The 19,439-nt window shown below is 53.5% G+C and carries 14 protein-coding genes, 2 tRNA genes and 1 pseudogene; 14 read left to right on the top strand and 3 right to left on the bottom strand.

The window, feature by feature from the left end:
• The first annotated feature begins 9 nt into the window (after positions 1-9).
• From SLH47_RS24305 to SLH47_RS24295, 3 genes are all read left to right on the top strand, one after another.
• Positions 10-1,719, top strand: coding sequence for a type I secretion system permease/ATPase (locus tag SLH47_RS24305; protein ID WP_320243485.1), 1,710 nt, complete (start codon positions 10-12; stop codon positions 1,717-1,719).
• A 7-nt stretch (positions 1,720-1,726) separates the two neighbouring features.
• On the top strand, positions 1,727-3,034 hold the full coding sequence (locus tag SLH47_RS24300; RefSeq protein ID WP_320243483.1) for an HlyD family type I secretion periplasmic adaptor subunit: 1,308 nt from the start codon (positions 1,727-1,729) through the stop codon (positions 3,032-3,034).
• 533 nt (positions 3,035-3,567) lie between these two features.
• A complete protein-coding gene (locus SLH47_RS24295; protein ID WP_320243482.1) occupies positions 3,568-4,209 on the top strand; it encodes a hypothetical protein in 642 nt (213 codons plus the stop codon).
• 310 nt (positions 4,210-4,519) lie between these two features.
• On the opposite strand, the gene SLH47_RS24290 is transcribed toward SLH47_RS24295, so the two are convergent.
• A complete protein-coding gene (locus SLH47_RS24290) occupies positions 4,520-5,833 on the bottom strand; it encodes a type II toxin-antitoxin system HipA family toxin (RefSeq protein ID WP_320243480.1) in 1,314 nt (437 codons plus the stop codon).
• Entirely contained in the window at positions 5,833-6,084 is a 252-nt protein-coding gene (locus SLH47_RS24285; protein ID WP_320243478.1) for a helix-turn-helix transcriptional regulator, read from the bottom strand. The genes SLH47_RS24290 and SLH47_RS24285 overlap by 1 nt, the downstream gene beginning before the upstream one ends.
• A gap of 932 nt (positions 6,085-7,016) precedes the next feature.
• Here SLH47_RS24285 and SLH47_RS24280 point away from each other — a divergent pair.
• A tRNA-Glu gene (locus SLH47_RS24280) sits at positions 7,017-7,092 on the top strand.
• Between the two features lie 10 nt (positions 7,093-7,102).
• Positions 7,103-7,177 (top strand) — tRNA-Asp (locus SLH47_RS24275).
• A 275-nt stretch (positions 7,178-7,452) separates the two neighbouring features.
• Here the strand turns inward: SLH47_RS24275 and SLH47_RS24270 are convergent.
• Complete coding sequence (locus SLH47_RS24270) at positions 7,453-8,238, bottom strand: LytTR family DNA-binding domain-containing protein (protein WP_320243477.1); 786 nt, start codon at positions 8,236-8,238, stop codon at positions 7,453-7,455.
• A 120-nt stretch (positions 8,239-8,358) separates the two neighbouring features.
• Between SLH47_RS24270 and SLH47_RS24265 the strand changes: the two genes are divergently transcribed.
• From SLH47_RS24265 to SLH47_RS24225, 9 genes and pseudogenes are all read left to right on the top strand, one after another.
• Complete coding sequence (locus tag SLH47_RS24265; RefSeq protein ID WP_320243475.1) at positions 8,359-9,528, top strand: serine hydrolase; 1,170 nt, start codon at positions 8,359-8,361, stop codon at positions 9,526-9,528.
• Positions 9,529-9,586: 58 nt separating this feature from the next.
• Complete coding sequence (locus SLH47_RS24260) at positions 9,587-9,922, top strand: DMT family transporter (protein ID WP_320243473.1); 336 nt, start codon at positions 9,587-9,589, stop codon at positions 9,920-9,922.
• Positions 9,923-10,389: 467 nt separating this feature from the next.
• A complete protein-coding gene (locus tag SLH47_RS24255) occupies positions 10,390-11,043 on the top strand; it encodes an acyl-homoserine-lactone synthase (RefSeq protein WP_320243472.1) in 654 nt (217 codons plus the stop codon).
• 28 nt (positions 11,044-11,071) lie between these two features.
• Positions 11,072-12,355: a serine hydroxymethyltransferase gene (gene glyA, locus SLH47_RS24250; RefSeq protein WP_320243470.1), complete on the top strand. Its 1,284-nt coding sequence runs from the start codon at positions 11,072-11,074 to the stop codon at positions 12,353-12,355.
• A gap of 7 nt (positions 12,356-12,362) precedes the next feature.
• On the top strand, positions 12,363-12,767 hold the full coding sequence (locus SLH47_RS24245) for a hypothetical protein (protein ID WP_320243468.1): 405 nt from the start codon (positions 12,363-12,365) through the stop codon (positions 12,765-12,767).
• An 8-nt stretch (positions 12,768-12,775) separates the two neighbouring features.
• Positions 12,776-14,032 (top strand): ATP-grasp domain-containing protein, encoded by a 1,257-nt coding sequence (locus SLH47_RS24240; protein WP_320243467.1) that lies wholly within the window; start codon positions 12,776-12,778, stop codon positions 14,030-14,032.
• Positions 14,029-15,237 carry an MFS transporter gene (locus SLH47_RS24235; RefSeq protein WP_320243465.1) on the top strand — a complete coding sequence of 403 codons (1,209 nt, stop codon included), beginning with the start codon at positions 14,029-14,031 and terminating at the stop codon, positions 15,235-15,237. The genes SLH47_RS24240 and SLH47_RS24235 overlap by 4 nt, the downstream gene beginning before the upstream one ends.
• Positions 15,238-15,369: 132 nt before the next feature.
• On the top strand, positions 15,370-16,182 hold the full coding sequence (locus tag SLH47_RS24230; protein WP_320243463.1) for a LuxR family transcriptional regulator: 813 nt from the start codon (positions 15,370-15,372) through the stop codon (positions 16,180-16,182).
• 1,536 nt (positions 16,183-17,718) lie between these two features.
• Positions 17,719-18,748 (top strand): annotated as a pseudogene (locus tag SLH47_RS24225) (IS110 family transposase).
• Positions 18,749-19,439 lie beyond the last annotated feature (691 nt).

Raw genomic sequence — 19,439 nt, 5'->3', positions numbered from 1 at the left:
ATACGACGCATGGTGTCGCAATCAAGCACCCAGGACGGGCTTGTTGCGGAGTGCCTGCAGGCACTCCGTTCAACACTCGCAGGCATTGGCCTGCTCAGCCTGCCGATCAATCTCCTGATGCTCACGGGACCACTCTTCATGCTGCAGGTGTATGACCGGGTCCTGGCGAGCGGTTCGGTGCCGACGCTGATTGTACTGGCTGGTTTGGCGGGTGGCATGTATGTGTTCTACGGTCTTCTTGAGGGCATCCGCTCGCGTGTCCTGCTGCGCGTCGGGCAACATCTTGATGCACAGCTGTCTGCAACAAGCTATGAATGCTCCATCACGCTGCCGGTTCTGATGGGTCGGAAGGCGGAAACACTTGATCCGGTGCGTGACCTGGAAACCGTGCGGCAATTCCTTGTCGGGCCCGGGCCGACAGCGATCTTCGATCTTCCCTGGATGCCGGTTTATCTTACTATCATCTATGTATTTCACCCGATACTTGGACTGGTCGCCATTGGGGGTGCGGTCTTCATTTGTATCTTGATCGGCCTCAATGAACTGGTATCGCGCAAGCCGTCGGCAGACGCCAATCGGCATGCCGTTCAACGCGCGGCCATTGTTGAACAGGGCCGGCGGAATGCCGAGGCCGTCCGGGCCATGGGCATGACGGCCACACTGAAAGAGCAGTGGGAGGCGTTTAATGGCACCTTTCTCACCAAACAGCGGCGAGCCGCAGACATGGCGAACCTATTTAGCACACTCACCAAGTCCTTTCGCTTCATGCTGCAATCCGCCATGCTGGGAGTGGGTGCCTGGCTGGCCATTGGTCAGGAGATCACCCCTGGTGTGATGATTGCGGCGTCCATCATGACATCACGGGCGCTGTCTCCGGTTGAGATGGCGGTCAGCCAATGGCGCGGATTTGTGGCCGCGAGACAGGGGCTCAAGCGCCTTCGGGACGTCGTAGAAGGTCGCCCGGAAGACCCTGAGCGCATGGAATTGCCATTGCCGTCCAAAACTCTGGCCCTGGAAAATGTCGTTTCGGGTCCTGTCGGCCATCCGGTGCTTCAGAATGTTGGATTTACGCTGGAGGCAGGTGACGGGCTCGGTGTGATTGGCCCCTCGGGGGCCGGTAAATCGTCACTGGCACGGACCCTGGTTGGTGTCTATCCGGTGCTGCGCGGCTCACTCCGGCTAGACGGAGCGGATCTCTTCCAGTGGGCGCCGGATCGGCAAGGTGCGTTCATCGGTTATCTGCCACAGGATATCCAGCTCTTTGCCGGAACCGTCGCACAGAACATATCCCGCTTCCAGACGGAAGCCGGTGCGGAAGATATCATCCGGGCGGCAGAGCTTGCGGATGCGCAGGCGCTGATCAAGTCGCTGCCGAATGGCTATGATACCGAGATCGGACCGGGCGGTATCACATTGTCAGGTGGGCAGATGCAGCGCATCGCCCTGGCACGTGCGCTTTATGGGACCCCGTTCCTGGTCGTTCTGGACGAACCCAATTCCAATCTCGATTCCGAGGGCGAGACCGCCCTGACCAAAGCCATCGCTGCCTTGCGGGAGGCTGGGTCGATTGTCATCGTCATTGCCCACAGGCCAAGCGCACTGGCAGGTGTGGATACCGTCCTGTTCATGAAGGAGGGACGTGCGCAGGCCTTCGGGCCCAAGGAAGAAGTCCTGCAACAGGTTCTCACGCAAAGCCCCAAACCGGTGCGGTCGGCGTAGTGCAGACATGAGCGAAACGGTCCAAATACTACGTCGTAGCATCAGACGGCATCTGTGGGGCGCTGGCGTGTTCTTCTGTGCGCTTCTCGCGTTCCTCATCGGCTGGTTTGCCTGGATGCAAATCTCCGGGGCGGTCATTGCGCCCGGCGCCATTGTTGTCGAATCCAATGTCAAAACTCTCAAACACAAGGAAGGGGGCATTGTTGCAGATATTCTTGTCAAAAATGGCGACGTGGTTCACGCGGGTGACCTTCTTCTGCGTCTTGACGATGCGACCACCCGTGCAAATCTTGCAGTTGTCAGTCAGCAACTTGACGAACTGGTTGCGACGGAAGCGCGCCTGATTGCCGAACGCGACAACGCGACAGATATAGCGTTTCCGGAGAGTATCGCCCGTCGTGTAGCTGATGCAGAGATATCTCGTATTGTCGCAGGGCAGCGCCAGCTGAGGGCTGCAAGACTGGCAGGATTGGTCGGGCGGACGGATCAACTCAACGAGCAAATCAATCAACTCGGCAGCCAAATCAGCAATCTCGAGGTCCAGGCGGACGCCAGGGCAGAAGAGATCGACTTGATTGATATGGAACTTGTCGGGCTCGAGAAATTGCTGGAAAACAATCACGTCGCCACAAATCGGGTTCTGGCAGTACGCAGGGATAGAACCCGTCTGCGCAGTGAGCACGGGGCATTGCTGGCCGAAGCGGCCCGCACCGAGTTGGAAATCAGCGAAAGGCGTATCCAGATCCTGCAATTGCAGGAAGACTACCGTGCCGAGACGCTCCAGCACCTTCAGGAAACGCGGAGTGAGATTGCGCGTTTGGCGGAGCAGAAAGCGGCGTCTGTCGACCAGCTCTCGCGCATGGATATCCGGGCACCAAGCTCAGGCTTTATCCATCAACTCAACGTGCACACAGAAGGCAGCTTCATCAGCCCCGCAGAACCGATCCTGTTGGTTGTTCCGAAGGAAGATGTGCTGATTATCGAAACGCAGGTCGCACCGACAGATGTCGATCAGATTTTCATGGGTCAAGAGGCGACCATTCGCCTGCCTGGTTTAAACCAGCGCACAACACCGGAACTGAAAGGTCAGGTTGTCACAGTTTCTGCGGAAACGACCCTCGATGAAGTCACCGGAATGCGTTTCTTCACCGTGCGGCTCCGGTTTCTGGAGGGAGAACGTGAGAAGATCAGTGACAACATCCTGATGCCAGGCATGCCGGTCGAAGCGCTGATCCAGACGGGCGAGCGCACCATCCTGTCCTATCTCATCAAACCGATCCAGGATCAGATCAGCCATGCCTTGCGCGAAGAGTAGCTTGTCCGGGCAGGTGGTTCAGCTATGGTTTGGGCTCTGTAACGGTGAAGTACGACATTCTCTGCGATCATCTAGCGAAAAACCATCGTCGTTCATTGGCCAACTCGCGCGGGCTTTGCGCAGAGCGGCATCATCAGCCTCCCGCCTTTGACATTGGAAGACAGACCTGTGCAGGTCTGCCAACTCACACGCCTGACGCTCGCTGAGGCCGTGCCAATCCACGACATTCTTCAGCTCCATACACGACGCCGTGTCTCACGCCCTCCTTCGGGTATCGTTCCCGCTGCGAACCGATTGCTGGAATCCTCGCTCTGACGGATGTCAGGGGGCCTTTTCAAAGGAATGGGGTGGTACCAGGTGTTCGTCCGTTGCACCCAATCTCGCGGGGCCATGCTGGATGCGCTAACTTCGATGTTTTTCACTGAATCGGCGGTACTTGGTCGGTTTAGATGGTCGGTCAACTTGACGCTTTGCAAATTTGATTAATTGGTTAACTTTTCGTTGTTTGCAGCACTTTTGACAAAGGACCTCAGATGTCTTTCATCCGATTTGGTAGCGTTATTGGTTTTGCTTGTGTGACCGCGATGCCTGCCTGCGGCAGCAGTTCCTCCGATGGCGATTCCGGCCCGGTGGTTAATCCGAACCCAACGTCTCAGCTGGTGACGTTGAACCCTGACAATACGATCCCTGATCAGAATTTTAGCGGGCTGGGAGCGTCGGGTAGCATCAGCGTGTCTTACTTTAGCGACCCGGTTTTGGGCTCGACCGGGTTCGCCTATGCGTGGGGTAATGTCGAAGGCACGGACGATTTTCTGGGTGTTGCCGGTATTCATGCAACCTCGACGCCAGGCGACGCGATTACAACCGGGGCCGTGACCTATGACGGGCGGTATGATTTGTTGCGTGTTCGTGGAAATGTTGAAGATCAGCAATCAGGTCAAATTGAACTTACGGCTACGTTCAATAGCGGCAGGGTTACTGGCAGCGCTGACGGTCTGGAGGTCAATGGCACCTTCTCGGGAAACGTGACCGCAATGGGTGGTACCGTTACATTTGATGGTGTGACGGCTAATATGGAAGGGGTAGTCGGTCAGGATCGTGTTGTGGGCGCTTTTGCCGGTGACGATGCGGACGGTATCCTAATTGGCGGCATTTATGGGGCCGTCACGCCCTAAGGCGGTGTTCTTTTCTACTCGGCAGTCTCAATTACTTCGGGCAAGGCAGTCTGCCATGTCATTGCCCGAAATCTACATCCTCCGCCACGGCGAGACCGTTTGGAGTGTTGAGAAGCGGATGCAGGCCAAAGCCGTCATTGGATCGGCGCGCTCAAAGGGTGGGTCCTCGCCATGCTCGCTTCCTTCGTGCAGCTGCGCGTGGCTTGCGGTCCCGCTTCGGGCCTTTGATCTTACACACCCGTGCTTCGCCAGCAGGTCAGGGCTGCAGGCGCAACCTATTTTTCAATGAATATAGAAGGAAAGGTGGGCGCTATAGCTTTGCGATTTCGAAAGCGCGCAGCCGTCTAGCCATACCATCACGTATGGATTTGATGAGCTCTTCCGGAAAACCGGGAGGCAAACTCTCGACGACTGCCTTCCAAGCAGGATCAAAGCGCTCCGTTATGTCTTCGAAGAGCGCGACGACCACCTCTGCGCCAAGCCCGGCGGGCTTGGCCGTTTGCACAAAGTGGCGGGGTACAATGTCAGATACTTTGTAGTGATTATTCTGACCAACCGACATCGCCAGTTTAACCTTCTGCGCTTGTAGCTGCCCAGCATCGAGGCTGGGCTGCACAGAAATCACATCATAGAAGGGCGTCATGCCGTAGCGCGCACCCGGATACAAAAACACGCTGTAGTTTTTGGCATGCCCATCGGTTGCCGCCATGAGCCAGAACAGGATTTGTGCTTTCAAGAAGTCTTCACGATCCTTAGTCGGCTCGTCACTGCCTTTCAGGAGGTCCAAAATGTTGTTCATGTTCGGGCCGCCATCATTTTGATACTTGATGGTAGACGGCACCCCGAGCGCTTGGCAGCAATCCTCTTGCGGCAAACGGATCATGCGGCCATCTGCAGTTTTTTGGCGGTCAAAACGCTCAATAACAAGAACTCGGCGATCACCAAAATCTGTCATTTCGGTGTTGGCCACGTTCAGTCCGAAAGCATGCAGTAAGCGCAAACACAGATGCTCGTTCTCAACAGAGTTAGAGAGATCAACACCGATGGGCAGAGTGCCAATCTGCGGCTTCAGAATATGCGTGGTGGGTGTCGTACCATGAGGTCTGATCCATTTGCCGTTATATCGCAGTAGCGCTGTCTTTTCCTGTGCCCCGGCAACCGAGATGCGAAAGTCCTGATCCTCATCAAGACCCAGCGGCGCGCCTGCGAGATTGGCTATGATATCCGCTGCAGCGTCATCGCTCAGCACCTCACCGGTTAACTCTGGGTTGGTGCCAGGGGTTTCACCTTCTGGCAAAAACTGCATCGCTCCGACACAGTCCCGGCCAACAGCCGCAAGCAAACTGTAAACATCCACACCTTCTGCCCCGCGTTTCTCGGCAACACGGCGGCGGATATCCTCACTGTCTGGCAGAAGATTGTCGAAGACCGCCATGACGGGCGCTCCGACATAGCGATCCTCACGTAGCGGCAAGGACAGGGAGATTGGCATGGTATGCTCCCAAGCCAGCCAATCCGGCGCATAGGAAAAATCAACTGCACCGTTTGGCTTACGGCTAAGCCTGCCAACATGGCGCGCATTGAGAAAGACCTCTAATGGGGCGTAAGTCTTGCGCCTTGCCATTAGAAGATATCCTCGATCTTCGTATCCGAGCCCTTGCTACGTGGGCGCACCACAATCTCAAGATCGAGTGCGGTCAAGATATCCATCATGGTCGTGAGGCTGGCATCACTCTCACCGTTTTCGATGCTGGAGATGGTGGCCTGACGAAGACTGGCCTTTGAGCCAAGCGCTCCTTGGCTCATCCCATTGTTCTTACGGTATCTTCTTACGATACTGCCGAGCTGTTTTTGTGTTCTTGCAATATTTTCCATAGCGCACCTTTTGCATTCAATATACGTTAAGGCGCATATTTTATCAATATACGTTTTAACGTATAAATTTTAGATATGCGGTGAGGCGTATAAGGTTAGAGTATGCGCGTTAGCGTATAAAAGAGGATCCCACTAAAATGGAAGATCATCATCATAGTTGTAAGCTTCAGGAACCAAATCTGGCCCCTGCGCTTCCTGGCGCAACATAACCCGCAAGTTCTCGATCACAGCGCTCCCTAGATCGTTCTGCGAATACCTATCATAATCACGTGCAACATCCAAAGCTTCTTCCAAGTTTCCAGAGGTTAGTGCTGGTGAGGACGGCCCTAAACCGACATCCACCCCTCATCTTCGATGCTGCGGTCGCAGCCCGCTTTGCGGTCATTCGCTGCAGACGCAAACTCCGGGCTTCGTCGAACTCACACATCGCGGATCGGACGGACCTTCACATCAATGGATCGAAGGTCCGTTTTGGACGATTGTCCTGCAAAAGATTTTCTTGTCCGTCCAAGTGCTTGTCTGCTAGGTGGTCGTGAAGTTGGAGCGCACGATGAAAGTACGGTTTTCAGAACGAGATACCTGGACCAACGCCCTAGCGGGGTGCGTGGACTAGGTATGCGCATCCTAAAAGGTTAGGTTCGCAAGAGCCTTTCTGTCAGGGCGGCACCATCCGGTGGCCGCCTTTTTTGTTTCAAAAACACAAGGAGATCAAAGCTGTGTCAAATCAGCAGTTGGAAGAACCTGACGATACAGGGGAGACCCCGCACATCTGCGCGGTCTCCCTGATCTCATCTTCACGCATACGACACCAGCGTTCTGTTCTGACATTGCCGCCTTCGGCGATGAACAGAGAATACTTGCATTAAGTATTTGATTTAAAATGATAATTTGACGGGCCCGCTCGTCGGATGTATGAAGCTCTCATCTGCTTTGGGGCGTTCGTCTAGTGGTTTAGGACATTCGTCTTTCTAACGGAAAACACGGGTTCGAATCCCGTACGCCCTACCAAGTAGATTGCGGTCGCGTAGCTCAATGGGAGAGCACCGGATTGTCTATCCGGGTGTTGCGGGTTCGAGTCCCGTCGCGACCGCCACGCGCCCTGAACCTTTGTCGAAGCCAGCTTTGACGGCAACTTGTTGTTTGGACACCGAGACCAGACCTTCATGCATCGCGCAGCATTGCATATGTATGGGCTCGATGCCGTCATCTGACGGTTTTAGTCAGATGACGGGGGCCAACCCAAACCGGACCTTGGTTGTTGGTGATCCGACGATCGCAGGGCCGGACTTAGCTGACGTTCCCACTCGCGATGTATAAGGCTGCTTTCCGTTTCTCGGATCGATGCTCGGCAGTCAGTCAAAGGGTTTTTTAGGTACGGTCAACGAGGTCCTTTACCGACCGCCAATAGCTGCGCCCAACCGGGACTTCTTCGCCCGACGACAAGATGATGATCCTTCCACCTTCTCGCGTGCGGTAGGTGCAGATTGCCCATCGCGCCACCCACCAGGAGCGATGGACCCGGATGCCGTAGTCCCCGAGCGCGTCGGATGCTTCGCTAATCGAGCCACGGATAAGCGTTTCGCCCATAGGCGTCTGCGCTCGCAGGTAATGGTCTTGTGCCTGAAGCAAGAGAAGCTCTGAGCCCATTTCAGGCGGCAACCGGTCCAGCCATGCTGGCCGAGAGGTGGGCGGGGCAGGTCTTTCGACGGAGGTGTCGCCAGCCGAGGCTCCCTCGACAAGGAAGTTCAACACGAGGGAGATGACCGCGACATAAGGCAGGAGCCGACTGAAATCTGCCCAAAAGGGATCCCTAAGGAAGATAGCGTGTAAGGCTGAAAGCCAAAGGGTTATCGGAACGCTCGCTACCAATGCGCCAAGACCAACACTCAGCGCTGGTGGCGTATTCAAGCTCTCAAGCCATGTAGCTGCCGCAAACGAGATAAGCAAACCGATCCAGTAGCAAGACATCACGACAAGCGCCCAGTAGGCCAGCCGCATTGGGGTTTGCATCGTCGAATAGGTCCCGAAGGGGCCTGTGAGCCCGATCAGGAAACCACCACCCGCCAGCCCCGCCCACAGCAGCCGGTTCCGCGCCAAAGCGCGTGCTTCGACCAAGGTCTCTCCAAGGACAGTGTCGTTGGCGACAAAACGCATGCTGTTGGCGTCATACCCGTTTCCGTTCCGGTTATTGCAGGCTAACGAGCCCGTGAAAAAGGCTCAACGGGTTCGGAGGCAGGTGTGCGTCTTGTCTTGAAAATCGGTCTTGGACTGGGTGTGGCTCTCAGTCTCGTGGCGGCCGGGGGCTACCTTTGGCTCAGAAACTCGCCCTATTGGGCCGGTATCACGCTTTTCGCAGAAGACATGCGCGTTGAGAACTTCCGGTCCATGGACCGGATCATGCCTGCGCGGGACATTCCATCGGGCGATGATATCTGGACGTTCGGGACCTATGACCGAGGTCTGCCCGACACTTATGAGTTCGAGGGGGGCGAACGCTCGGTCTCGGCGTTTCTGAACGAGACGATGACGACGGGGCTGCTGGTTCTCCAGGACGGTATCATTACCCACGAAGAGTACCGGCTGGGCGCGTCCGAGACATCGCCTTTCACGTCCTTCTCGGTCGCGAAATCGGTCGTCTCCACGCTGGTCGGGATTGCGATCGCGGAAGGGCATATCGCGAGCGTGGACGATCAGATCACCGATTACGTGCCCGCGCTGGCCGGGTCGGGCTATGACGGCGTGACGATTGAAGACGTGCTCACCATGTCATCGGGTGTGGCCTTTGACGAGGATTACGACAACCCGATGTCGGACGTGAACCGGCTGATCTATGGGGTGATGGCAGGTCGAAGCCTCGCCAACGCGCTGGCAGATCTCGAGCGTGCCCGCGAGCCGGGCACCTACAATGAATACATCAGCTCGGACACCATCGCCTTGGGATTGGTGTTGGAGACCGCGACGGGGATGCCGAACGAGGCCTATCTCGCGACACGCCTCTGGCAGCCCATGGGCGCTGAGGGGCCTGCATTCTGGAACACCGGGCGCGCGGGCGAGGTGTTGCCCTATTGCTGCCTGAATGCGCGGCTGCGCGACTATGCGCGGTTTGGGCGGCTCATTTTGGAGGCTGGCGCGCGCGATAGTGTGCAGATTGTCCCGCGCGACTGGGTGGAAATCTCGACGCGCTCATCTGCGCCAAGGTTGGAGCCGGGCGACAATCCGGCCTCGTTTTGGACCTTCGGCTACGGATATCACTGGTGGATCCCGGAAAATCCGCAGGACGAGGTCCTCGCGATCGGGATCTGGGGTCAGTACATCTATATCGACCGCGCCCACGAGACTGTGATCGTCAAAACCAGTGCCGACTACGACTTCGATATTCGCGATCACGAAACCGTCGCACTCTTCCGGGCGATCGCATCGCATACCGCTTTGGGTCAGGATTGAAGACGCAGCGCCATCCCATGCTTCTCAAGTGATTGAAAAAACAGTGAGGTTACCGAGGATGCCCACCCCCTACGTTTATCTTGTGGCGTCGGTCATCGCCGAGACGATTGGTTACTCCGCACTCAATGCAAGCGCCCAGTTCACGAAGCTATGGCCGTCCCTGCTCGTTATCGCGGGCCTCGGAGGTTCGTTCTACTTCCTCACGCTTGCTCTGAAGCACATGCCGATGGGGATCACCTACGCGGCGGCATCCGGTCTGGGCGTCATCTTCGTGGCCGTTGCTGGCGTTGTGGTTTTTGGTCAGAAACTGGACCTTGCAGCTATCGTGGGCCTCGCCCTTATCATCGCAGGCATTGTCATTATCAACGCGCTCTCAGATTTCGCTGTGCACTAACGGAGCTGCGTCCGAAATCGCTTGCAAACGTGCCTCAATCTCTGGAGCAAACTCAGAAAAGTTCCGCGAATTCGGGGTTCATATTTTGGGGGCAATCTGATTGAGATTGCTGGACAGACGTAATCTGCCAAGAGCACCAAGCAAACGCGCCAGTTCTGCATGATCTTTGGCTGTTGTACGTCTTCTTGTACGGCGCGCTGTTATTGGTGATTGCTGATCAAGCATCTGAGCAAACTTCCATGTCGACATGCAAACGCATTCAGGCACACCACCTTCAGCACCCGAAGGGTTTAGCGTCATTTTAATCGATTACTTACCGGGCACGATCCATGAGAAATTCTGTGCACGAAGCTTAGCCGATCTATGCAGGTGACATGCGTGGTCTTCTATAAGGGCGGATCGGCACCGCACCTTACCCTCCGACAAACTCAATACGTAGGATTCGCAGTAGTGCCCGAATCCTCCTGATGCTGCACGCTTCTCGTATTGAGAAGTCTAATCCGAGCGAGGTGGCGATGATTGTAACCGCTCATGCCCACGAAATTGAAGCAAACGCGGCACTGTTTGACCAAATGTATCAGCTACGTGCACGCCAGTTTAAAGACAGGCGGAACTGGCGAGTTGATGTCGTTAACGGTCAAGAGCGCGATATCTTCGACCAACTAAACCCCTTATATGTATGCGTAATTGACGAAGACCGCAGACTACTCGCGTCGCTTCGCCTTTTGCCAACTACAGGGTCACACATGCTCTCTGATGTGTTCCCTGAAGTCATGGGTAACATAGGTATTGTGCGAAACCCACTAGTTGTCGAGAGCTCACGATTCTGCGTCGATACCAGCGCAGTGAAAAACGTCGGTGCAAGCGGAATTAACGACATCACCAGAGAGCTGCTTTGGGGTCTCTTTCACACAGCTCAGACCTCCGGAATGACACATGTGATCTCTGTCTATGATGTTTTCATGGAGCGAATATTAAGACGGTCGGGCTGCCCATTCGAGCGGCTAGGCCCCATCGTAAAGTATGACGGTCTGAAAACCGTAGGCGGTATGTGTGAAGCATCCGATGATGTACTCAATGCGCTCTCACCACAAAAACAGAAAACCGTTGCCGCCGCCTAACGGCAACCGCTTATGGGGGTAGTCACCAATGGAAGATTTTGCTGAACTCGAAAAATCGAGCTTTTTCTACGATAGCATGAAGCAGGTCGACCCTGCCGTTTTCTATGCCATAGAAGCCGAAAACCAGCGCCAAAATGCAGCGATTGAAATGATCGCACCCAAGAATTATCTGAGCGCTGCTGTTCGACAAGGTGTCTCTTCAATCATGTCAATGACATCCATCGAGGGGTATCCTGGCAAACGATATCACGCTGGTGTTCAGAACATCGACACGATAGAGCAACTTGCTATTGATCGTGCTAAAGAAATGTTTGGCGCTTCCCATGCGAACGTTCAACCGAACTCTGGTACGCAGGCCAACCAAGCAGTTTTCTTCGCCCTGCTTCAGCCAGACGACCCCGTTCTGAGTTTAGGTCTATCAGACGGTGGGCACCTCAGTCATGGCCTGAAGTCTAACGTCTCAGGAAAGTGGTTCGATCCCAAGTTCTATAGAACCAACTGCGACGGTCTAATCGACTATGCTCACATGGAGAAAATTGCCGCTGAACATTGCCCAAAGCTGATCATTGTAGGCGGCTCATCTTATCCTCGGACTATCGATTTTCCTAAGGTCGCTGAGATTGCACGAAAACATCGTGCGAAGGTTCTTGCCGATGTCTCTCACTTCTCAGGACTAATTGTGTCTGGCTGCTACCCCAACCCATTTCCCCACGTCGATGTCATTACTACAACGACAAACAAGAATCTCCGCGGCCCAAGGGGTGGTCTTATACTCACGAAGGACCCAGACATGGCCAAGAAGATCGACTCTGCCGTCTTCCCTGGCATACAGGGTGGACCACTTCCAGAAATGATCACAGGCAAAGCAATCGCCTTTGGTGAGGCTCTTACAGATGATTTCCAAATTTATGGCAATCAGGTTGTGAAAAACGCTCGAAAATTTGCGACTACCTTAATGGAAAATGGCATCTCCGTCGTTTCCGACGGCACTGACACCCCCCTCATAATGGTCGATCTCCGTCCACTTAGATTAACGGGTGACGTAGCGCAGTCTGCTTTCGAAGATATTGGCCTGACATGCAACAGAAACCTGGTGCCATTTGACCCGGAGAAGCCAAATATTACGTCCGGCTTGCGATTTGGCACATCGGCCGTAACCACACGCGGAATGCACGAACCTGAAATGGTTGAGCTGGGTACTCTGGTCGCAGATGTGCTCAAGTCATTGCCTATGACGGCCGAGCATATCTACGAACACGCGGTCACAAAAATTCGAACTTTGAGCGATGCTTTTCCAATCTATCCACGCTGATAGCTCCATGTTCAGGAAAGCTGATGGTACAACGGTTTGGCTGCGCACTGCCAGCTTTACACCCTACTTCAAGATCGAGGGGCACATAGAATGTGAATCGAACTTCAATCTAGATACTGTACTCAGACGTCTTGAACATCGATTCAAGCCAATGACAGGCATTTGCGACGGCTTCTGCTTCATGATCGGCGAGTTTGGCGACGCCGGTGGGGTACTGTTTTGCATCCAACCAGACATGCGCTGCGCTGTAATCCTCATCGGACAGAAGCAAGACGCTCGAGGCCGTTTTCCTGAAGCACAAGAAAACAAACGTCTCGTGGGCTTGGACGAACACTTGAAAACAGTAACCGAAGGCAATGGTTTTAAGATCAATGTTGCCAGTATCGGCAGCGAACTCTCGGCTATAGACTAGGCTTCCAGATGACACATCTACTCTTCGTCGACTCTAATGTCCCCGGCTTCAACACAATGAGGATTGCTCAAGAACGCGGTTACTCCGTGTCCTTCATTCAATCAAAGTATAGGCTATACACAGAAACAGGCTTCACAAGATCAGTCACAAATAAGGTCGATAATCTTGTTTCGATTGACGATCCAACATCGCTGGACGAAGTCATAGACGCCATGCGCACGATCCAGTCCTTAGAAGCTATCGACGGTGTGATCACTCAGCTTGAGCCATGCGTCGACACAGTTGCGAACGCCTGCCAAGCATTGGATATACGATTTACGGATGCACAGGCTGTTCAAAACTCGCGAAACAAGCATCGAGCGCGCCGCCTTATCGAGAAGGCTGGTCTTCGATCAGGCTTCCACGCTGTGGCCTACGATGCCGCCGAAGTAGCCCGAATTGTAGAAAACTTCGGCAAACCCGTTATCGTGAAACCCCAGGTTGGATTTGACAGCATCCTCTCTTTTGCGGCGCGCAACGCGAAAGAGGCACAGCTAGCCGCACAAGAGATAATGAACGGTATAGAAAATCTAGCCCCAGAGATTAGAGAGCAAATCTCGAAGGGTCTTCTTATTGAAGAGCTTCTGGTAGGTCCCCTTGTTTCCGTCGAGCTAGGTTTACTCGACGGTCAGTTCTATCGCTTCATGGTCTCAGGACGTCCGCGTGCTAAGGACAACGAATGCATCGAGATGGGAGCCTCGATGCCTGCGCAACTGACAGATGAGGCCAAATCAGAGTGTTGCGAGTATGCCGAGCAAGTCGCCAAAGCCATCGGCTTGGACTTGGGAATATTCCATATTGAATTAATCGTAACTCAACACGGCCCAGCTCTGGTCGAGGTAAACCCTCGATTGATGGGTGGTGTAATGCCTAGCCTCTATGAGAACGTCACAGGCGATTGCATACTCGAACACCTTATCGATATACACCTTGGCAATCCGCCAGCCTGGGGAGGCTGTCTTCCATCTTCCGCTATAACTACTCGGAAGTTGATGCCAAAAGTCGATGCGCAACTACCCAAATCTTTTGACCTCAGCTGGCTGTTCAAAATGGATGATGTCATTCAGTTCGATCCTTACAAGCTGGAACCGGGTGCGCCGGTTAAAATGCACGACATACTAGCAAGGTTTCAGGTGAAACACGATTCGATGCTTGAGGCCGATAGACACGCCGACACATACCTTGCAAAGATAGCTAAGGAACTAAGAATTGAACTTTTTGAATGACCATTAGGCAAGACCACCAGAACAATTCAATCATTGGAAATCAGCTCATATCACAGCGTCTACTCGCTGGTTCGATGTTAATAAGCGCAACAGGCACGAACATTATTTTGGTTGCCTTGTCCGTTGGCTTTTTCCAAGAGAGCGCTTCAGCTTTAGGAGCCGCCGGAGTCTACGTTGCTCAATTCTTGCCGATATTCATCCTCATGCCTGTGGCGTGGAAACTCGCTGATCGTTACGAGCCGAAGCGAACTTTAATAGGTTTAGAACTGGGCGCAGGAGTTGCTACGCTTATGGTCGGCTTATCTGTTGCAACCGGCTCCTTTTATCTAGCGTATGCGCTTCTATTTGTGAGAGGATTCTTCGATATGACCACCAAGGTCGCGAGGAACGTGGCGCTAAAGAGCTACCTCGATGACGAACATATCGACCGCGCAAACAACATCGTCATGACATGTAACTACATTGGTCAGGCGCTTGGCGCTGTTATCGGCTTTGCATTGATATCAGTACTTAGCATGACAAGCATTGCTATGGCCAACGCTGCAACGTACGTAATTTCGTCACTTGTGTGCCTTCTCTTGCCAGTGGTCTCGGCTATTCGATCTGACACAGGTGGCTACACCTCACTCTTTATTCGTGGAAAAAAAGCTCTCTTAGCAGACACAACTATCCTACATTCCATGATCATTCTCGTGTTTTCAGTGATTTTCTTGCAGGCATACAATCAAGTTGCTCGCGTATGGCTTCCTCTTGCATGGCTTGAACTGCCTCCGCAGTACGGCGCGGTATCAGAAGCTATCGGAGTTTTGGGGATAGTAGCAGGTGTCGCCTTTGTGAACTTCTGCTTCACCGGTGACCGGAATGCAGCGGCACCGTTGTCACTGATATTCGTGGCTGCTTGCATTACTATGATAACACCTTTCATTTCCACCGTGCCTGCAATTACATTCGTTTTCTACTTTATGTTTATGTTTGCGTTTGAAGTCGCTTTCATGGTGTCCATGAACCGCATCCTTAAGAACGCTGATCGCGGTGACGTTCCCTGTTTGATGGTGATCTTCTACGGCACCGCGTTTGGCGGCATGGCACTCACCACGATTCTTATGGGATTAGCCACTGACCACTTCGGTTTACTTCCTGTAGCAGCCGCGCTTGCTACCATTGCAGCCATTGCAACCCTTGCCGTTAGGAAGCTAGAGCCTTAAGAATCTATGCTCACGACCGAGAGCTACGTTAGTCATCGGCACAATACAGCCCAACTCATAAACCGACACTTAGATATCACGCAACTGAAACAAACAGTGTGATAGAATCCAAGTCGCGGCACTGCTCTTGGCGTGAGCGCGCCCGTACACTATCTTAATGGCTGCATCAGCATCTGGCGCAGTACTGTTACAACGGGAGATAATGAATTTATGCATTTGGATATTTCTCAAGAATTTGTCGAAAACGCTGAGAAGTTTGAAGGCACCGACGATAAACCGGGTTTTCTTCGCGCTTTTGGCCAACGCTTCGGTTTGTCAGACATTGCCTACATGCACTTATCCAACCAGAAAGCAGGAAAAAAACAGGTTGAACTAGTCACAACTTACTCAAGTGATTGGGAAAAACGCTATGTCGAAATGGGTTACGACGAGAGTGATCCGGTAGTCAGAAACAGTTTCCGTGGAATACTGCCGCTGGATTGGGAAGCAGTAACGTCGGGCGATAAATCAACCAAAGACTTTTTTGGGGAAGCCGCCGAGTTTGGCATTGGCACTCAAGGTGTTTCCATTCCAATTCGAACACCCGAAGGAAGCGAGGCACTTTTCTCGGTCAGTTCAATGGAGTCTTCTAGAGAATGGCATTCGATAAAAAAGCACCTCCTTTCAGATCTCGTGTACCTCGGCTTTTTGCTTCATTCGTCACTGGCAAAAAAGTGTCCCGAAAGCGGTGTGCCGCTTAAACTGTCTCCCAGAGAAAGGGATGTACTGACGTGGGCAAGTCGCGGAAAGAGTTGTTGGGAAACTGGAAAGATCCTTGGTCTTAGCGAGCGTACCGTGAATTTCTACATTGGGAATGCATCGGCTAAACTTGGAGCAGCAACTAAGACACAAGCTGTCGCGATCGCGCTTAGAAAAAGACTGATTCTCCATAATGTCATCAACTAAGGCTCAAACTGGGGAAACCTGAAACAAGTGTTTGGTGCACCTCCGCCTCCTACTCTCTTATACCATCTTCCCCATCGGTATCTGTATCCCCATCATGATTGAACTCACGTAGTTCTTCTTTTGACATTCGTCCTGCAGTAAGAACCACCTGGGCCGACCGCAACAGCGCGGTCTCTCTTTCGTCATTGGTCTCTGCTTTATCTTCGCGCCCCTCCGTTGAACCCGCCTTGTTTGGTCGGGGATCGAGCTACATGGGGAAATTCGTGAGGCCTCCATTTGCTGCAATCTGAGGAACGAGCAAATTGGGCTCGTTTCCGACCTCTGACAGTTTTGGTCGGATGACCAGTGCCCAGCTGATTGTGTTGAAAAACTCCGGCTCTCGAAAACCGGTGAAAAAATGGCGCATAGAGAGCCTCTCCAACGATTCATCAAGGGGGGTCGGCCCGGGATCGGCTCTGGCAGGCAATTGGTGCCAAGTCTGTGTCTGGATGCATACACTCATTACGTTCGGCATCTAGCCGGTCTGTCGGTCTACGCGGACAGAGTGCATCTGTTCCCGCGCGGTCGTGACCATGCCGCGAACTAGTTGCAACTGATCACGAGTGCAGTTCATGTCACTACAAGTCCAAGATTGGGCTTGGTCGGACATTCAACGGTGCATTCTGCCAACTCAGCAACTTCGCGTGCAAAGCTCAAACAGCCTAAGTGCCACTTTTCGTTTGATATGACTGGCTTGATGATAGTGCTCGAAGACATCGCTGACACACAGAGTTCGGGTTGGTACGGCAATTCCGTTTCAAGCACAGGTAGGGGCGCAAAAGCCTTGCGCACTGAACTCGGTGCACTTGAGCCCGCAACGACGCATCGCAATGTGTGGTAGCCGTCCAAAAACTCCTCTGGCAACGTCTCAGTTATCCAGCTTGCGTCTGCAGCGTCCCGAGCTGGGACAATCAACAGTGACGATTGACCTGTTGCTTCAAATACCGAAGCGGTTGGGTGAGCGGGCGTGTCAACAACTGCAAAGTGCCATGCCTCGCGCAACAACTGCCCTAGCACGGTTTCCAGATATGCGACCGTTGATGCGCGGATGTACTGAATTCGAGAGCCATAAGTGAATCAGAAGAAGTAGACTCTGAGACAAGTACGTAGGCATTTTTAAAGTCTTAGATGTCACTCTGTGTCTTGATTAAGTTGTTGAGCAGCGCGATTAACTCGCTCCGAACTTGCATGTTCAGCTTCAATCTTCGCAGTCTCTGACGCGTCCGGAATCTCGCGAAGACGCTGCAAACTGGAGTTTTGAAACCCCTTCGTTTCTGCAAGATCCATCAATGCTGAAGAGGGAAGCCCAATTTGAGTTCCATAGCTTGCAATTGTGCGAAACAACTCTTCCTATCCGCCATCGCTCTCGCTGCACTCGTAGTCTACTGGATATGAGATGCTGTAACGGGGCCTGCGTCACGCAAGACCGTTGCCACTTGTCAGATCAGCACTGCGCTGTCGCCATTCCCGTATCGAACCCACATGGAGGATGACGGGATGAAACAATTTATTGGATTGGATGTATCGCTTGCGAAGACTTCGGTCTGCGTGATCAGCGAGTTTGGCAAGATCATCAAAGAGACGGAGGTTGAGAGCGAACCCGAGGTTCTGGCGCGATGGCTGAACGATTTGGACGGCAGTATCGCGGCAATTGGCCTGGAAGCTGGGCCACTGTCGCAATGGCTGCACCAGGGGGCTGACCGAAGCGGGTCTGGAAGCGGTACTCATGGAAACGCGCCAGGTGAAAGGAGCCCTGAAGGCGATGCCGATCAAGACGGATCGACGCGATGCAGAAGGGATTGCACGCCTTCTTCATCTCGGCTGGTTCCGCCCGGTCCACTGTAAATCGGTCTCTGCTCAGGAAACCAGAGCGGTTCTCGGCGCTCGAAAAGCTATCCAGCAAAACATGATCGCTCTGGAAATGTCAGTGCGCGGACTGCTGCGGAACTCTGGCCTAAAGGTCGGTGCGATCTCTCGCGGAAGGTTAGAGACACGCATTTGGGAATTGGCAGATGGCAATCCGATGCTGGAAGCCGCGACTGAACCAATGCTGCGGGCCCGAGCGTCCCTACGGCAGGAACTGGCCGGTCTCGAAAAGTGCGTACGTCAGCTGGCCTGGGATGATCCGGTATGCCAACGCCTTATGTCGATGCCAGGAATTGGTGTTGTCGTAGCACTGACATTCCGTGCTGCGGTCGATGATCCTGCCCGCTTTCGGTCTTCAAAAAGAGTTGGCCCCTGGGTTGGTTTGACGCCTTCGCGCAACCAGTTTGGTGAACGAGATATATCTGGTGGCATTACCAAAGCTGGCGACGTCAATCTGCGGCGAGCATTGTGCCAGGCAGCAACTGTCATGATGAACCGTGGCCGATCAACATGGCTGAGAACATGGGGAGCCCAGCTCGCGCAGCGGCGCGGGCGCAAAATTGCAATGGTTGCTCTCGCCCGCCGCATTGCTGTCATCCTTCATCGGATCTGGATGGATGGCACGACCTTCCAGCCGGATGCAGCACCAAGAGCGGCTTAACGACAAAAAGCACCGCCCATAGCCTGTCTAATCACAGGCTTTCGAGGTCCCGCAGGGACGTGGTTCCGATGATGCCGTGGTCAGGACTGTCGCAGGCATTTGCCAAGCACGCCTATGAGATGGGCACATCGGAATTACATCGAACCAGCATCATGTTGGCAGCCGCTGCGCTGACCACGAACCGAAGCATGTACCCCAAGGATCTCAGCTGAAAGCCGCGACAGAAGCCAGGGCAGCCACAAAAACACCAAGGGAACCGCTATGGCGGATCAATTGTTTTGCGCAAAACGGCTTGACCGGGACGCCCACGTTACCGAAGTCCTGACCCTAATGTCATTCAACTCGAAGAGATCTGGGCTTTTCCTGCTCTGCCGTCAGCTAGGCCATTTTGGCAAATTGAGAGTTTGGCAGTGGCAGGCCTCACCATAGCTGATGCCTATCCAAATATAGGATTGGAGTATTTCCCAATGTGGTAAGCGGGTTCTAATGTTGGGCAGGAAACGAATGGTTCGCCCACCGCATGCTCGATAAAAAAATCGCAAATATCCGCAATAGATTCAATATGTTACTTGCGCTTGTGGTGAAGCTGCCGTATCATCAGCTCATCAGCTCATCAGCTCATCAGCTCATCAGCTCATCAGCTCATCAGCTCATCAGCTCATCAGCTCATCAGCTCATCAGCTCATCAGCT

This window comes from Cognatiyoonia sp. IB215182, assembly GCF_033963905.1.
Taxonomy (GTDB): Bacteria; Pseudomonadota; Alphaproteobacteria; order Rhodobacterales; family Rhodobacteraceae; genus Yoonia.
Note: the sequence above shows the minus strand (reverse complement) of the source record. Positions and strands in the feature narration are given on the sequence as shown.

What these genes read in the sequence shown, in the direction of transcription:
- SLH47_RS24305 (WP_320243485.1), top strand. Translation starts at nt 10, where the DNA reads ATGGTGTCGCAATCAAGCACCCAGGACGGGCTTGTTGCGGAGTGCCTG.
- SLH47_RS24300 (WP_320243483.1), top strand. Translation starts at nt 1,727, where the DNA reads ATGAGCGAAACGGTCCAAATACTACGTCGTAGCATCAGACGGCATCTG.
- SLH47_RS24295 (WP_320243482.1), top strand. Translation starts at nt 3,568, where the DNA reads ATGTCTTTCATCCGATTTGGTAGCGTTATTGGTTTTGCTTGTGTGACC.
- SLH47_RS24290 (WP_320243480.1), bottom strand. Translation starts at nt 5,833, where the DNA reads ATGGCAAGGCGCAAGACTTACGCCCCATTAGAGGTCTTTCTCAATGCG.
- SLH47_RS24285 (WP_320243478.1), bottom strand. Translation starts at nt 6,084, where the DNA reads ATGGAAAATATTGCAAGAACACAAAAACAGCTCGGCAGTATCGTAAGA.
- SLH47_RS24270 (WP_320243477.1), bottom strand. Translation starts at nt 8,238, where the DNA reads ATGCGTTTTGTCGCCAACGACACTGTCCTTGGAGAGACCTTGGTCGAA.
- SLH47_RS24260 (WP_320243473.1), top strand. Translation starts at nt 9,587, where the DNA reads ATGCCCACCCCCTACGTTTATCTTGTGGCGTCGGTCATCGCCGAGACG.
- SLH47_RS24255 (WP_320243472.1), top strand. Translation starts at nt 10,390, where the DNA reads ATGCTGCACGCTTCTCGTATTGAGAAGTCTAATCCGAGCGAGGTGGCG.
- glyA (WP_320243470.1), top strand. Translation starts at nt 11,072, where the DNA reads ATGGAAGATTTTGCTGAACTCGAAAAATCGAGCTTTTTCTACGATAGC.
- SLH47_RS24245 (WP_320243468.1), top strand. Translation starts at nt 12,363, where the DNA reads ATGTTCAGGAAAGCTGATGGTACAACGGTTTGGCTGCGCACTGCCAGC.
- SLH47_RS24240 (WP_320243467.1), top strand. Translation starts at nt 12,776, where the DNA reads ATGACACATCTACTCTTCGTCGACTCTAATGTCCCCGGCTTCAACACA.
- SLH47_RS24235 (WP_320243465.1), top strand. Translation starts at nt 14,029, where the DNA reads ATGACCATTAGGCAAGACCACCAGAACAATTCAATCATTGGAAATCAG.